The organism is Coleofasciculus sp. FACHB-712 (assembly GCF_014695635.1).
Lineage (GTDB): Bacteria > Cyanobacteriota > Cyanobacteriia > Cyanobacteriales > FACHB-T130 > FACHB-T130.
In genome coordinates this window covers 1-14440 of record NZ_JACJOQ010000389.1, presented here as the reverse complement: position 1 = coordinate 14440, position 14440 = coordinate 1, and the positions used below count along the sequence as shown (strand labels likewise).

The window sequence follows — 14440 nt, the reverse complement described above, 5'->3', positions numbered from 1 at the left end:
GATGGCTAAGGATGAAAAGCTAATCGCTAACAGCTATTTCAGGAGCAGCTTGTGTTGAGGAGTGGTTTTGGTTTGAAGCGGGAACGCCAGGGAAAGGAAAAATCTCAGGCTTGGAATTGGGTATTTTTAGTTGTAAATTTTTCCTGTTTATTTTTTAATTCTTTTCCTGCCGGTGCCGCACCGGGTGTACTGGGAGTCGTGAAAACCCAGGACAATGCCAACCAATGGGAGGGGATTACAACCCGCCTGGGACTAAGTGGTGTTGCCTACTGTGTGGTGGATTTACAACAAGTCCGGCAGGCGGCAGATTTAGCAGGGACGCAGGTTTTATTTTTACCAAATGTTGAAACCCTAAGTGCCGTACAGGTACAAGCAATCCAAGAATGGATGGGTAAAGGCGGGCGAGCGATCGCCACGGGGCCTTTAGGCACTCTTTCCCAAGCGAACGTGCGATCGCAATTGCGATCGCTCTTTGGCGCTTACTGGGGATTCGGTTTACAAAGCCCCTCCACCTTGGCACCCGCACCCGCTAAAAATCAGGGTTGGGTGCAACAGAACGGACTTGCCGGAACCGCCCAGGGGGGTGTAATCATTCCCGCTGGATTGACCAGTCAAACCGCTGCTGTCTGGAAGTCGGTTGAGAATCCACCGGCGGTCGTAACCACCGATCGCTCGGTCTTTCTGGGCTGGCGTTGGGGCGTCGATACTGCCTCTAGCCCAAACCTGGATAGTGCATGGTTGCGGGCATCCCTGAACCGCTACGGGGGAGTGAGAACAGCCAAAAATGCACCAACCAATGCGCCCCAGCAGTGTTCCTCCCCAGCCGGAACCACTGCGGCTGCCACACCACGCCCGCCAAACGGGCAGCCAAATTCAACGAATTCCGTTTCTCCAGGGACTGCGGCAGATCGGACGCCTGCCGCTTCCCGCACCCAGTCGGGAACCCCTATCCTTTTCCCTCCTGCCCCAGCAACCCAAGCCGCAGACGTCAACGCCGATGGTTTAGTGGCTCCACCTGGACTCGAAGTAAAACCAAGCTCCCAGCTCATCACAAGCGGACAAGCAACCGCCATGCGCCAGGAGTTGGAAGCGCTCATCGGACGCTTTGAGAGTGCAATGTTAACTGCCAACGCCACGAACAAGGTGGGAACGGCAAACGGAAATAATTCCTCAACCCAAACCAAGCTCATCGCTCAAACTTCTTCACGCTCTAATCAGGAATCAGCACTCAAAACTGCCCGGACAGGGTTGCAAAAATTTCTTCAGCTAGTTGACCAAAAAGACTACAGCGCTGCCCGACAGCAATGGCTCCAGGCGCGACGAACTCTCTGGGACAACTATCCCACCGACCGACCCCAAGGACAGTCAGAAATTCGGGCGATGTGGTTAGATCGGGGTACCATTGTCAGCGCTGGTTCGGAGCAAAAATTAGCAAAAATTTTCGACCGACTAGCAGCGTCAGGGTTTAACACGGTCTTTTTTGAAACAGTCAATGCGGGATATCCCATTTATCCCAGTCGCGTCGCTCAGATTCAGAATCCCTTGGTACGCGGCTGGGACCCCCTAGCTAGCGCAGTCAAACTCGCTCATGAGCGCGGCATGGAGTTGCACGCCTGGGTGTGGATTTTCGCCGTCGGCAACCAGCGTCATAACACCTTAGTCAAGCTTCCGAAAGAGTATCCCGGCCCGGTACTCGATCTGCATCCCACCTGGGCAGGCTACGATAACCGGGGGCGTTTATTCCACTTGGGTTCGGGAAAAACGTTTCTCGATCCGGCGAATCCGGAGGTACGGCGCTACTTAATACAGATGTTGGGGGAAATTGCCACAAACTATCAAGTGGATGGCATTCAGTTCGATTACATTCGCTATCCTTTTCAAGATCCCCGCGCGGGTTATGCTTTTGGCTACGGTACAGCGGCTCGTCAGCAATTTCAGCAGTTACACGGGGTCGATCCGGCAAAGATTTCGCCGAAAGACCGCAATTTATGGCAAAAGTGGACGCAATTTCGCACCAATGCCATTAACAGTTTTGTAGCAGATGCATCGAAAAGCCTACGCGCCTTAAAACCGAACCTGATTGTGTCAGCGGCAGTGTTTCCTTTTCCTGAAACTGAGCGCTTGCAAAAACTACAACAACATTGGGAAGTCTGGGCGCAGCGCGGAGATGTAGATTTGCTAGTGCCGATGACTTACGCTTTAGATACTAACAAACTCCAGAGTTTGGCACAGCCTTTACTTACTCAGGCTCTACTGGGTTCAACTCTAGTTTTGCCCTCGATTCGTTTACTGAATCTGCCAGATGTTGTGGCAATCGATCAAATACAAGCGCTGCGGAATTTTCCTGCCAGCGGTTACGCTCTATTTGCCGCCGAAAATCTCAACGAAAATCTGCAAGGAATCTTCCGCCGCACTCAGGGGAGGGAAATAAAATCATCCACAGAACCATTGCCTTATCGCCAACCTTTCCTAGCCGCTGCGACTCGTTACGCGGCACTCCAAAAAGAATGGGATTTTCTTTTAGAAACTAACCAGTTTGGGATTAAGGAACCAGCACTCTCGGAATGGCGCAAACAATCAGAGGCTCTCTCAAATACACTGAATCAGCTGGCTGCGAATCCTTCTGCGAATAATCTGGCAAAGGCGAAAATTTCACTCCAAGCTTTTAAATTTCAGTTCAATCAATGGATGAAACAGGAAGGTATAGAGCAGCCCTACCAAGTTCAAGTTTGGGATAACCGTTTGGCAACTTTGGAAAGGCTACTGCGCTATGGCGAGCGAGGAATTAAGAATTAAAGATTCAAAAATAGGTGTAAAAAGCGATATATTGCCTATTTCTGAACTTATTTCCCATCCCAAGAAACGCTCAACCGTCTGTCATCGAGTGACTTGGAATGTTCCAAAAATCACTGTCATAATTAGTGCAACAGCAACAAAGAAGACCGCTATCAATATCAACCAGTATTGGAGTGTATAAAGTTTTCTAAGTTCCCCAAGGGCACCAATCAAATTTTCCATATCGCTTCCCTGAGTATCGACAATAAGCTGGAAAGAAGAGGCTGCTTTACTTGTCCATAAACCAATGAAGATTTGAACAACGCCAGTGATAATGCCGCCAATTTCACCTTTTGCGATACTGACAATCCCATCTATAACCAGAAGCACCCCTAAAGCGATCAGAAAGTAGCTAACAAAGCGCATTTTCTGAGCAAGATCCCGAATCAGCTGGTTCTGCGTCTGGTCAAATTCGTACACTCGACTGTCCATTTTACGCTTTCTCCCGCACGAGCTCACTCAGATTTTACGATATTGCTGCCAGATTGAAATCACTTTGAATGCAAAAAACTAAGAGCGATCGCTTTTTACCGTAATCAATACTACGTAGGTAGGTGTCAATAAACGTAGGCTCTTGATAGTTCTTAGTTCATAGCAATGAACCATCCAACTTCTCCGACCGAAAAATTTTGTAGATAGTTAAAATCCAAATCTATGATTGCACAATGGGTCTAGGGAGCCGGAACCAAAATCGGGAACCTCGTTCACTACGGGGTGAATAACCAATACTGCCACCCCAGCGTTCAACCGTAATCCGACAAAAATAAAGTCCTAAACCGGCTTTGCCAGCTTTCTCTGTACCTTGAGAAAATTTTTGAAACAAATTTTTTGAAAGCTCCGGCGGTACACCAAAACCCTCATCGTCCACACTCACCAAAATAAATTCTCCATCTTCTTGGAGATTAACTGTCACAGTAGAACCAGATGGACTATGTCTAAGAGCATTTTCTACTAAGTTAAAAAGAACTCTCTCCAAACGCGAGTTTTCCCCAACTACCTTCCAATCTTTCGAGCTATTAATGTCAGCAGCCAATTGCAACTGCATTTTATGGAATGTAAAAGTTGGTAATAAAGCATCCACCACTTCCACTGCACAAATCATTGCATCTGGAGCGTGAGCAGGATCGAGTGAAAAAGCCTCTAGTGATTTTACCTCGGCAGAAAATGCCTTCAATATTTCCTGAATCAACATCTCTTGCTTGGTACATTGCTTCCTCCCGATTTCTAGGCGTTCTCTGCCTTTTGGTGTCAAATTGTCTAAAGCAAGAAGTGCAAAGCAGCAGTTAAGTCCCGTTAGTTGTCCTGCTATGTCGTGTACAAAGCAGTGAAGTAAAATTTCTTTTTTTTGTATTTCTTTAATAAGATGTTGATAAGTTAGATTATTTTGTCTAGCTTTCTGGATCAGAGACTGTTTTTCTTCATAAGCAAATCCCAAACACTCAATCAAGAGTATTTTCTTATCTTCCAGACAAACGGCTGATGCCTCTAGATGGCATTCGTTTCCCAATATATTAATTTCAGTCCACAGCCCGGATTTTAGGGGTTCTGTACCCTTTTCTTCCCAGAAATTTTCAGCATCAATGAGAAAGTTATCCAGAAAAGGAAATTGCTGACCCAAATTTAATCTATCCGGTTCCTGCGTAGTATTTACATAGAAATTATTAAACCAATCCGGCATCGTCCCAACTATTGTAAAAAATCCATTATCCAGGCGTTCTAAAATTACAATATTCAGGGCGGCAAAAAGCTCGTTTGTAATAGATTCTTTCATTATTTTACCAGGCAAGAATAAGTTCGTATAGGTTCAACAATTCCTTTCAATAGAAGGAAATTTTCTAAAAAATATTTTTTCATCTCATCAAGCTCTTGAAATGTATTTTCGTCGATGAGAATCTCGCTGGGACGTGCCTGACTTTCCAAGCAAGCTGCTAAATTAACATAGTAGCCAATAGCAGTGAACATTCTGCTACCTTTGCTACCCAAAATACCGAAAGTAACGGGCCCCGAAGCGATACCAATAGCGATTTCGAGAGTTAAACCAAGCTCGCCTTTCCTCGCTTCACCTATCTCTGCAATGGCCTCAATTATGTCTCGTGCAGCTTTTATTGCCTGATTTTTAGGACATCCCGTTGAGGCAATAACCCCGAAGAAAGCCGTTATTACATCTCCAGTTATTTTATTGACTATCCCAGCTTCATCAATAAGTATCTGTATCATAATAGGGATACATAAATTTAATGTTTTAAAAACCACTTCGGGAGGGTTATTTTCACTGTAAGAAGTGAGTCCACAAATATGGATGGAAAGAATAGTAACATCCCGTCGTTCTCCTCTGTCTTGAAAGGTTAGAACTGCTTGTGGCAATTGGGTAATGTCCTTTCCAAAATATTGATTTAATATTTTCCAGTGTTCCTCTCGCAAAAGGTTCAATTCGTTTCCTTGTTGTTGCATCAGACGGTGCTGGCTTTCTTCCAAAGTTGCATCTAATAGCAATACCCAGTCTCTCTCTTCTCCAGGTACAAGATGGACATCTGCGGAAAGTCCATATTCCGTTTTCATGCAAGGGATACAGATAGGAGAACCGTTCAGGGGAAAAAGACCTTCTAGAAAAAAGACTTGTTTCCCGATATATTCTCCTTTTTGCAAATCATTCACTCCATAGGCTTCCAGTTTCCCACCCCAATCTGACAAGCGACCATCTTTTTCTACCAGGAGATAGGCTGGAGAACGATTTTCAACAGCCAAAGTGTGAATATAATTCAGAATTGGCGAAGGGAGGTCAAGCATCTATGCCTCTATCATTTTCTTCGCAAGCGTTAGAAAAGCTTCTTCTACACCTAAACCTGTTTTTGCGCTGCTTTTAACGACTAGCCAACCTCTTTCTACTATTTCGTCCATTGCCGTATCATCAATATCCCATTCCTCCGTCAAATCCCATTTGTTGAGTACCAAAATGAAGGGAAGGGTGCCAATCGTATCTTCTACTCTTTTTTGAAGTGTAAAAGCTTTATCTAAGGTAGTACGGCGGGTTCCATCAGCTACCAGGAAATAGCCTGACGAACCCCGCAGGTAGGACATCCGAACTTTTTGAAATTCGTCTTCTCCATAAAGATCCCAAAGAATGAGATTTAATTCTTTCCCTCCAATATTGAGTGATTTTTTATCAATTTTTACTCCAACAGTTGTTTGATAAGTATCAGAGTAAATACTTTTAACAAAACGTGAGACTAAACTCGTTTTTCCGGTGGCGAATGCACCCACCATACACATTTTTTTCTGGATCATTACTGAGTTATTTCTCTCCCGGAGGTATCAGTTATTTTTACCTTGAAAGAGACGCTGCGATTCAATGATCGATCCTGTTGGGTCGTTTCTTTATCCAAAATTTCTTTTGTGCCTACACCCACCGCAGAAAGATTGGTTTTCTTTATTCCTTGCGAAACTAGAGTAGAAAGGATGGCATCGGCACGCCCTTGGCTTAGGATCATATTTCTCTGCTCTGAGCCTATTTTGTTAGCGTGTCCTAAAATTTCAATTTGGACATTTTTACCTAAATAAGGCGCGGCATTTGTAAGTTTTTTAACTTCTTTTATAAGGTTTTCTATCATGATCTCCTGGTCAGGTTCAAGTTGTGTACTTCCCTCTGTAAAAAAGAGTAACTGCTTTTCGATCTTGTTTTCACTAAGCTCAAGTTCTTTAAGCTCCATCTCAATAAGGTTTTTTTCGTCAAATTTATTAATTCCGGGAATTGCTCGCACCAGTTTTCTGGCTTCAATAATCCATTGATAAGGAGCAGAACCTTCAGCACGAAGAGTGCCCTTTTCATCAACGATTAAAGATACAGTTGCCGGAGGTTGAAGCAAGTCTTTCGCTCTAATTTCAGTAAATTTTGGATAAAAAGATAAGTAAGGCTCCCAGCGGCTAATAACTATTTTGGGATTAATATTTGATTCTTTCATGATCTTGATTGGATCTGCCGCCAAAGGATCTCGAAGTCCGGAAATAAAATATTTTCCCCGACGTTTCTCGGAAGTAACTACGGTCATTCCTGGCTGGGCATTTAATTTTTCCAAATACGCTGTCCATCGCTGTTTCTCTGTGAAGTCAAAAAAGAACCAGCTACCCAAAGCTATTAATATAGAGCTTAATAAAATCCATAGAACAGGAGAAGGTTTTGTCTTTTTGGGTTGATACTGGGCCTGAAAGCAATCTTCAAGATAAAGCGTGCTGCCTTCAAAGGGAGCAGTATCTCCCTCAAACGAATTAAATTTTTGGTCGTATTTGAGATGAATTTTTTCTATTACTTCTTGGAAAACTAACTTAAATTCTTTGGGTGCATTTCCCCGGATAATCCCTGCTAATATTGCCTGCGGACCAGGTTCAATCCAGATAGTGAGTTCGCCAAACTGCAACGTTTCTAGGGAATCGCCGGTTTGTACGCTAAAAGAGTCTTGGACAAAATCCCGGATCACTGTTAACATCGCTGAAACTAAGTCTGCATCCTGAGCGGCTACGTTTGGCGCTACTACGTGCTGAAGTAACAATCCAGTTTTTTTATGAATCAAAAAAACTTGTTCAACTCGATAGAGAAGAGTGCGGAGAAGAACAACTTCGGCAAATGATTTTCCTGTCTGTAAAGCTTCCAATCTCCACTTAAAGCCTTGTGGAGACAAGCTGTGTTCAACAGTTTGATTGAGGGACTGGACTGTAGTTTCCAGAGCTGTAGCGATCGCTTTGCGCGTGGCGGGGCCGATTACGGGAAAAATCGCCTCTGACAGGATATTCAGGTCTTTTGTGACCGATAAATGAATCGCTTCTTCAACCGTTGGCACGATTGCTTCGCTTAGCTGCTTATCTCGCATTGTCCGTAGGATAATCGCCTCTGGAAGCAGTTGGCTGATATCCTCTGCATGAATATTGGGATTATTTAGTCGCTCATGAAGTTTATCAAGTTCGCTTTGCTCAAAACCAAGAAGCAAACTCCGAAGTTCTGAGAGATCCTCGTTCGTTGAAAGATTATTTTCTGGAGTATTGCTAGATAAATCATGGGTAGAAGAGTCAGCCATTGCTCAAATCCCCCTATTCACAACTAAATTATTATGCCGACATTAGATGAGGGAGCTAGAGCGATTTAGTAGTCTATGGACGGATAATTTTGGATTCCCCCCTTAAAAATCTCTTTTGTAGAAAAATTATTCATTTCGAGAAATTCCCGGTTGAGTGTTAAGTCTCATTGCTAGTTCTGCAAACAGAGATGCCAGAGTTGAACGGTCTGTTTTATCCTTACGAAGTTCTTGGGCTTCTCGTTCAAGCGCAGCCAAAAGTTCTTCATATTTTTGCCTAATCTCATCGTCCAAATTTTTAGATTGTTCTAAAATCTGCTGACGTAACTCTCGCTCTTTCGTTGTAGTTTGTTCATCCAGTTGCGCGAGCTTCTTTTCCAAAGAACCAATCAAGTTTTTTAATTCCTGAGAAAGCCCTTTTACTGATTCGTCTCGTTCTGATTGCTCAGTTTTTAATCGGTCAGTTATAGATTCAAGTTCTTTTCGGAGGTAGTTTTCAATATTATCTAAACGTTTTCTCGTGTCATCGCGTAAGTTAGTGGATTCTTTCACTAAACGTTCTTCCAAACGAGCAAACCTTTTTTCGTATTCCCGCGTCTGATTTCCAAAAAGAATATCTCTGACTTTATCGAGATTTCCACTTTCTGTCCCATTTACACTGGGAAGCGAAGAATTATTTTTAGACTGAATTGGATTTGTTTGAGCGGATTCCAATTCTATATAATTGATGTGATTTTCTTCCGGAGAACTCATAAATTTAATCCTTTATTAAAAAGACTTATTGTTGTCTTATCTTCTTGCTTTTTAGGCAAGGGAGAAGTGGTTCATGGCGGCGAACCAGTAAATCGAATTGTCTTCTAGAGCGCAAAAACCTCGCTTTTCGTACATTAAGACTTTACCCTAAAGGTCAGCGTCAGTAAATGCAAGGGCTAAAAGGACTGCCACAAGTATAAAAAAATCTATATTGCAAAGAACGGAAGGCTAGCCTTTTGCATCTTCCGTTACCATTTCCGTAAGACGTGGACAAGGCACAAGCTAAAGTTGTTTCTGCCTTTACTGCTATCTTGCCTAAGAAAGTCAATACTTATGAGAAACTTGTAACAAACCAAAACATATATTGATAGCCTCTGCGCCCTAAGAAAACTCACCTAATAAATCTCTGCAAAATTCCTCAGAATACATCATTTTTGTTTGTTCTTCTTCCCCTTGGCTCCCACTAGAGATGCAAAGCCTTGGTAAACGCCAATCATTAAGGCGAGGACTGTTACCATCGGGTGTCTGGACTTTGGCGGATCTACCCGTTGTATGGTGCTGGTAGAGGTTCCAGAGGAGCGATCGCCTTGGTCTTGTGCGGCAGCGGCTTTGATGTCGTCAGTGCGCGGTATTCCCTGCTTTGCCCTCGCTTCTTCACTAAGGGGTACGGCATTCTTAGAGGGGACAATTCGAGAGCCGTACTTGTTGGCGTAGACTTGAGTAAATTCGGCACCGAAAAAGAGAATCTGGGCGGAATAATTTACCCACAACAGCAGCACTACAAATGAGCCAGCTGCGCCGTAGGTTGAGCCGACGCTGCCATTGCCTAGATATACCCCCAGTAGGTTCTTACCAATGGTAAAGAGTAAAGAGGTAATGGCGGCACCGATCCACACGTCACCCCAGGCAATTTTGGCATCTGGCAAAATTCTAAACATCAGGGCGAACAGCACCGTCACGACGCCGAAGGAGATGAGAAGGTTTAGGGCTTCCAGGAAGGGCAAGCCGGGTATCAAATGACCGAAATAATTGCCGACTGCTGTTAAACCAGCGCTCAAAAGGAGGGAAACCAAGAGCAAAAAGCCAATGCCCAGTACCATTGAGAAGGACAAAAATCGGTCTTTGATAAAGCCTTTGATTCCGCGTCCAGGCTTGGGGGCGACTTCCCAGATGGTGTTCAGTGAATCTTGCAGCTGACCAAAAACGCCGGAAGCACCGAACAAGAGGAGACCAACGCTAATCAGGGTGGCAATTGTGCCTTCCTCTGCCTTGCGAGAATGTTTGATCATTTCTTGGACGGCTTCTGCACCCTGTTCTCCAAGCAAGCCTCGAAGTTGCTCTTCTATTCCACCTTGGGCAGCTTCTTGCCCAAATACCAAAGCTGCGATCGCGATCGCAATAATAACTAGCGGTGCCAAAGAAAACACGGTGTAATACGCCAGCGCCGCCGCTAACCGCGATGCCTTATCTTCTTGCCACTCCGCAAATGTGTCTTTAAGCAGTCCTACTATATCTTTTGGCTTCATAACTAACTTCTAGCCTGCACTACCACTCTTCTTTGAGTTTGCAGCGCCTTGTCAAGAAGTTAAAAGACCCGAAAGTTAGAGTTTCTCCAGAATTCCAGCTTACATCAGCCCTCGTTTTTTCAGTTTGGACAGTGCATCTTCAGCAGCAGCTTTCTCAGCATCTTTTTTGCTGCGTCCTTTACCTTCCCCGTAGGCTTTATCGCCCACAAGCACTGTGGCGATGAACTCTGGGGCGTGGGGTGTTCCGCCTGCTTGTTTGGTGACATATTTCGGTGGTGTTGAGCCAAGGTCAGGATTTGCTTGCACCCATTGTTGAAACCGATTTTTCGAGTCCACCTTGGAGAGAGACACTACAATATCCTCCGGAACGGAATCAAATAGTGGTTCTACAAAATCGCGGACTTTCTCAACATCTAAATTGTTATCTAGATAATAAGCGCCGACGACGGCTTCAAAGGTACTGCTGAGTAAATTTGGATTATAGTAGCCTCCCTCACGAATGGCACCTTGACCTAACCGCATTTTGAAGTTTAAATTTATCTCGGTAGCGAACTTTGCTAGCTGCTTTTCATCTACCAGCGCGGAACGCCTACGAGTCATTTGGTCTTCTCCCATTTGTGGGTGACGACGATAGAGATATTCGCCACTTAAGAAAGTTAGCAAAGCGTCACCCAAAAATTCTAGACGTTCGTTGTTTTCGCACTCTCCGGGATTTTCATTGGCATAAGAACGGTGTGTAAGCGCATGAAGCAAGAGTTTTTCATTCTGAAAATTTGGAAATTCCATTTTGATTGCTCCTAGTTTTGGGTAAATTAATTGCATGGAAATATCAGTACAAGTCATTGATGGCTATTAACTAGGTGAACACGAAAAAACCGCTCAATAGCGGTTTTTGGATAAACCCGGTTTCTATATCAAACCGAGTTTTTGATAAGTAGCGATCGCTTGATTATCTAGCTTTTAGCAATCTGCTTAACTATACTAACAACATTTCTTCATTTTGCAATTTGATTTTCCCCTCTTTTTCAACAGCAGCAACAAATTTTTTAAACCGTGTAAATTTCGTACCGTCCTGTTTACGAATAGAGGAAACTCCTTGATAGTTAGGGAAATCTTGACTGTGACTCATCAGGCTGGCAATGATGCGATATGTTGTATGCTTACCTTTATTGACCGCAGTTTTGATAGCTTCAATAAGGCAGTCAACAGCATCATCGTAGTTGATATAAGACAGAACGCCATCTGTCTGAATCGAAGTATTGTTGCTAACTAGACTAAGCAACTCCTCTACAAAGTAGAATTTATCAGCACTCTTAATAAGCTCTTTACTTACACTACCTTGTTGAGCAAAGAATATGACTTTTTTCCCCTTTCCTTGTAACTCATCGAGTAAAATCTGACCGTAACAATCCCCAGTTACAAGGATTATTATATCTGAGCTATCGTTACTACAGTCTATGCACAATTTAATATCTACAGCGTTTTTGAAGCTCCGAGGAACATTAATACAGTCAAATTTCTGGTTTTCTAGCCTTGTTTTAGTTTTGTTTGCTCCACACCAATTACTATAAGCCTTTCGGTTGACTACAGCATCTCCTTGTAAACTAGCAAATCGCAACAAATAGTTCGCAAGTTTTACTTTTGGAACATTTTGGTAATCCCAATAAATTGAAACCGACTGTTGCTGCTGTTTTGTCTGTTTACAGGATGCTAGCTCAATATTTTTCATGCTAATGTGCCCAATTTTTTTTGTGGATTGGACAGCATCGATAAATCACGCATCTAGCGTCAGCAAAGCTTGGTTCAGGAATAAAAAATAATTATTTCCTATGACCGAACTCATAGTCCGAACGCAATTCTTCGTTGTTAAGATTAGAGTTGGCAGTCTCAGGCGCAGGATTTTGTAGTCTCCTACCAAGCGTCCAATCAACCAGTTGACCGGACATTCTGCTAGATTTTTGTCATCTTTCCAAATGCTTTGTCGGCTCGTTGACAAAGATCGAACTGAATGCTCAGTCAACTCGTTGACTAGACGCTCAGTAGAAGACTACAAAATCCTGTACCTGAGACAGCAATCAAAACTTCGCGCCTTTGAATGCGGATATTTTAGCTGTCTTTTTGCAGACTAGCATTGTCAGGATTCGGTGTCAAGGGCATTTCAGATTTATTTGTCAGAGCAGGACTTCGTTCTAATTGAAGGCGATCTCTTAGTCAGCCAGTAAGACATTGCGCTATGCTGAAAAGTTGGACTTGCGTCGCTTTTAAACTATGCCTGCATCTGTAGCTAACCCCGCCTTCCCCCTCGCTGCTGTTGTGGGGCAAGAAGCAATAAAAATGGCGCTGCTATTGGCAGCAATTGATCCCGGACTGGGAGGGGTAGCGATCGCGGGTCGTCGCGGGACTGCTAAATCGGTCATGGCACGCGCCTTGCACTCCCTTCTGCCCCCCATTGAAGTCGTCAAAGGATCGATTAGCAATTGCGACCCCGATTCCCCCAGCGAGTGGGATGACAAATTATTGGCAGAAGCGAATGCTCAGACGGATGCCCCGATTGACGCGCAGGTGATTCCGGCTCCATTTGTGCAAATTCCTTTAGGAATCACAGAAGATCGACTGCTGGGTTCTGTGGATGTCGAGCAATCCGTTAAACAGGGGGACACGATATTTCAGCCTGGGTTACTGGCGACAGCACACCGGGGTGTCCTCTATGTAGATGAAATTAATCTACTTGATGAGCAAATTGCTAACCAACTGTTGACTGTTTTATCGGAAGGACGCAACCAGATCGAGCGGGAAGGGATTAGCTTTCAGCATCCTTGTAAGCCTTTATTTATTGCCACTTACAACCCGGAAGAAGGGTCACTGCGAGAACATTTGCTCGATAGAATTGCGATCGCGCTTTCCGCTGATGGTGTACTCGGCTTAGATGAACGAGTGCAAGCAGTAGAACAAGCTCTCGCCTACGCTAAATCCCCAGAAAAATTTCTAGAACAGTATACCGAAGACATCGACAACCTGAAAACTCAGATCGTCTTAGCGCGGGAATGGCTGAAGGATGTTCGCATCACCCGCGAGCAAATTGCTTATCTAGTTGATGAAGCAATTCGAGGCGGAGTGCAGGGACATCGAGCCGAACTCTTTGCAGTGCGAGTTGCCAAGGCTGCGGCTGCTTTAGAGGGACGCACTAATGTGACGGCGGAAGACTTGCGCCGTGCAGTGGAATTAGTTATCGTGCCCCGCGCTACAGTTGTGCAGACGCCACCAGAAGAAACGCCTCCGCCGCCGCCCCCACCGCCACCGCCTCAAGATGAATCTCAGCAAGAGCAAGATGAGCCGGATGAGAAGGATGAAGAGGAACCGGAAGAACCCCAGGAGGATCAGTCGAGTATTCCAGAAGAATTTGTCTTCGATCCAGAGGGTGTCATCCTCGACCCTACCGTGCTTTACTTTGCTCAAATGGCGCAACGTCACGGCAAGTCGGGCAGTCGCAGTCTCATCATTTCAGAAGATCGAGGGCGCTACGTCAAGCCAATGTTGCCGAAAGGCAAGGTGCGGCGAATTGCTGTTGACGCGACGCTCAGAGCCGCTGCACCCTACCAAAAGGCTCGGCGGGAGCGAAACGATGCCGCGATCGCTCAATCCCCTCTGGGTCAGGGAGGACAAAGAGGAGATCGGCGGGTATTCGTCGAGCAGGGGGATGTACGCTCCAAGCGCTTAGTCCGCAAAGCCGGGGCGCTCGTCGTTTTCGTCGTTGATGCCTCTGGTTCGATGGCGCTCAACCGAATGCAATCAGCGAAGGGTGCGGTGATGCGCCTGCTGACGGAAGCTTATCAGAACCGCGACCAAGTGGCGTTGATTCCCTTCCGAGGAGAACAAGCCGATGTGCTGCTACCGCCAACCCGTTCGATTGCCTTAGCGCGGCGGCGTCTGGAGCTATTGCCTTGTGGCGGCGGCTCCCCTCTGGCTCATGGTTTGACTCAGGCAGTGCGCGTCGGGATGAATGCTCAGATGTCTGGAGATATCGGTCAGGTGGTGATTGTGGCGATTACCGATGGACGGGGTAATATTCCTTTAGCTCGTTCTTTGGGCGAACCGATACAGGAAGGGGAAAAGCCGGATATTAAAGCTGAATTGTTAGATATTGCTTCCCGAATTCGCGCTTTGGGGATTCAGTTGTTAGTGATTGATACGGAAAATAAGTTTATTTCCACTGGATTCGCAAAGGAATTGGCAAAGCAATCTGGGGGGAAATATTATCACTTA

The 14440-nt window shown here is 45.0% G+C and carries 11 protein-coding genes; 2 read left to right on the top strand and 9 right to left on the bottom strand.

The annotated features are described in order from the left end of the window. Positions 1–51 precede the first annotated feature (51 nt). A complete protein-coding gene (locus H6F50_RS11075) occupies positions 52–2796 on the top strand; it encodes a family 10 glycosylhydrolase (protein WP_347277157.1) in 2745 nt (914 codons plus the stop codon). Positions 2797–2877: 81 nt separating this feature from the next. Here the strand turns inward: H6F50_RS11075 and H6F50_RS11070 are convergent, their stop codons facing one another. The 9 genes from H6F50_RS11070 to H6F50_RS11030 all read right to left on the bottom strand — a co-directional run bounded on the left by H6F50_RS11070 (position 2878) and on the right by H6F50_RS11030 (position 11906). Then, on the bottom strand, positions 2878–3267 hold the full coding sequence (locus H6F50_RS11070) for a hypothetical protein (RefSeq protein ID WP_190411312.1): 390 nt from the start codon (positions 3265–3267) through the stop codon (positions 2878–2880). A 220-nt stretch (positions 3268–3487) separates the two neighbouring features. Continuing rightward, positions 3488–4606 carry a HAMP domain-containing sensor histidine kinase gene (locus tag H6F50_RS11065; RefSeq protein WP_190428736.1) on the bottom strand — a complete coding sequence of 373 codons (1119 nt, stop codon included), beginning with the start codon at positions 4604–4606 and terminating at the stop codon, positions 3488–3490. Further along, positions 4606–5580 carry an adenylate/guanylate cyclase domain-containing protein gene (locus H6F50_RS11060; protein ID WP_190428735.1) on the bottom strand — a complete coding sequence of 325 codons (975 nt, stop codon included), beginning with the start codon at positions 5578–5580 and terminating at the stop codon, positions 4606–4608. Before H6F50_RS11060 ends, H6F50_RS11065 begins: the two co-directional genes overlap by 1 nt. Positions 5581–5622: 42 nt before the next feature. Beyond that, entirely contained in the window at positions 5623–6120 is a 498-nt protein-coding gene (locus H6F50_RS11055) for a Rab family GTPase (protein ID WP_190411309.1), read from the bottom strand. Next, the gene (locus tag H6F50_RS11050) at positions 6120–7901 is read right to left on the bottom strand and encodes an OmpA family protein (RefSeq protein WP_190428734.1); all 1782 of its coding nucleotides are present in this window, start codon (positions 7899–7901) and stop codon (positions 6120–6122) included. The genes H6F50_RS11055 and H6F50_RS11050 overlap by 1 nt, the downstream gene beginning before the upstream one ends. A gap of 126 nt (positions 7902–8027) precedes the next feature. Then, entirely contained in the window at positions 8028–8651 is a 624-nt protein-coding gene (locus H6F50_RS11045; RefSeq protein ID WP_190428733.1) for an OmpH family outer membrane protein, read from the bottom strand. Between the two features lie 428 nt (positions 8652–9079). Then, positions 9080–10177 carry a YihY/virulence factor BrkB family protein gene (locus tag H6F50_RS11040; protein ID WP_190428732.1) on the bottom strand — a complete coding sequence of 366 codons (1098 nt, stop codon included), beginning with the start codon at positions 10175–10177 and terminating at the stop codon, positions 9080–9082. A gap of 99 nt (positions 10178–10276) precedes the next feature. Then, positions 10277–10963 (bottom strand): ribonuclease III, encoded by a 687-nt coding sequence (gene rnc / locus H6F50_RS11035; RefSeq protein ID WP_190411305.1) that lies wholly within the window; start codon positions 10961–10963, stop codon positions 10277–10279. A 190-nt stretch (positions 10964–11153) separates the two neighbouring features. After that, positions 11154–11906, bottom strand: a complete 753-nt coding sequence (locus tag H6F50_RS11030) for an NYN domain-containing protein (RefSeq protein WP_190428731.1) — start codon at positions 11904–11906, stop codon at positions 11154–11156. A gap of 539 nt (positions 11907–12445) precedes the next feature. Between H6F50_RS11030 and bchD the strand changes: the two genes are divergently transcribed. Further along, positions 12446–14440, top strand: a 1995-nt coding sequence (gene bchD / locus H6F50_RS11025) for a magnesium chelatase ATPase subunit D (RefSeq protein ID WP_190428730.1), incomplete at its 3' end; no start/stop codon positions are given.

Bases quoted from the DNA above. Each gene is read 5' to 3' on its own strand.
- H6F50_RS11070 (WP_190411312.1), bottom strand. From the start codon at position 3,267: ATGGACAGTCGAGTGTACGAATTTGACCAGACGCAGAACCAGCTGATT.
- H6F50_RS11065 (WP_190428736.1), bottom strand. From the start codon at position 4,606: ATGAAAGAATCTATTACAAACGAGCTTTTTGCCGCCCTGAATATTGTA.
- H6F50_RS11055 (WP_190411309.1), bottom strand. From the start codon at position 6,120: ATGATCCAGAAAAAAATGTGTATGGTGGGTGCATTCGCCACCGGAAAA.
- H6F50_RS11050 (WP_190428734.1), bottom strand. From the start codon at position 7,901: ATGGCTGACTCTTCTACCCATGATTTATCTAGCAATACTCCAGAAAAT.
- H6F50_RS11045 (WP_190428733.1), bottom strand. From the start codon at position 8,651: ATGAGTTCTCCGGAAGAAAATCACATCAATTATATAGAATTGGAATCC.
- H6F50_RS11040 (WP_190428732.1), bottom strand. From the start codon at position 10,177: ATGAAGCCAAAAGATATAGTAGGACTGCTTAAAGACACATTTGCGGAG.
- rnc (WP_190411305.1), bottom strand. From the start codon at position 10,963: ATGGAATTTCCAAATTTTCAGAATGAAAAACTCTTGCTTCATGCGCTT.
- H6F50_RS11030 (WP_190428731.1), bottom strand. From the start codon at position 11,906: ATGAAAAATATTGAGCTAGCATCCTGTAAACAGACAAAACAGCAGCAA.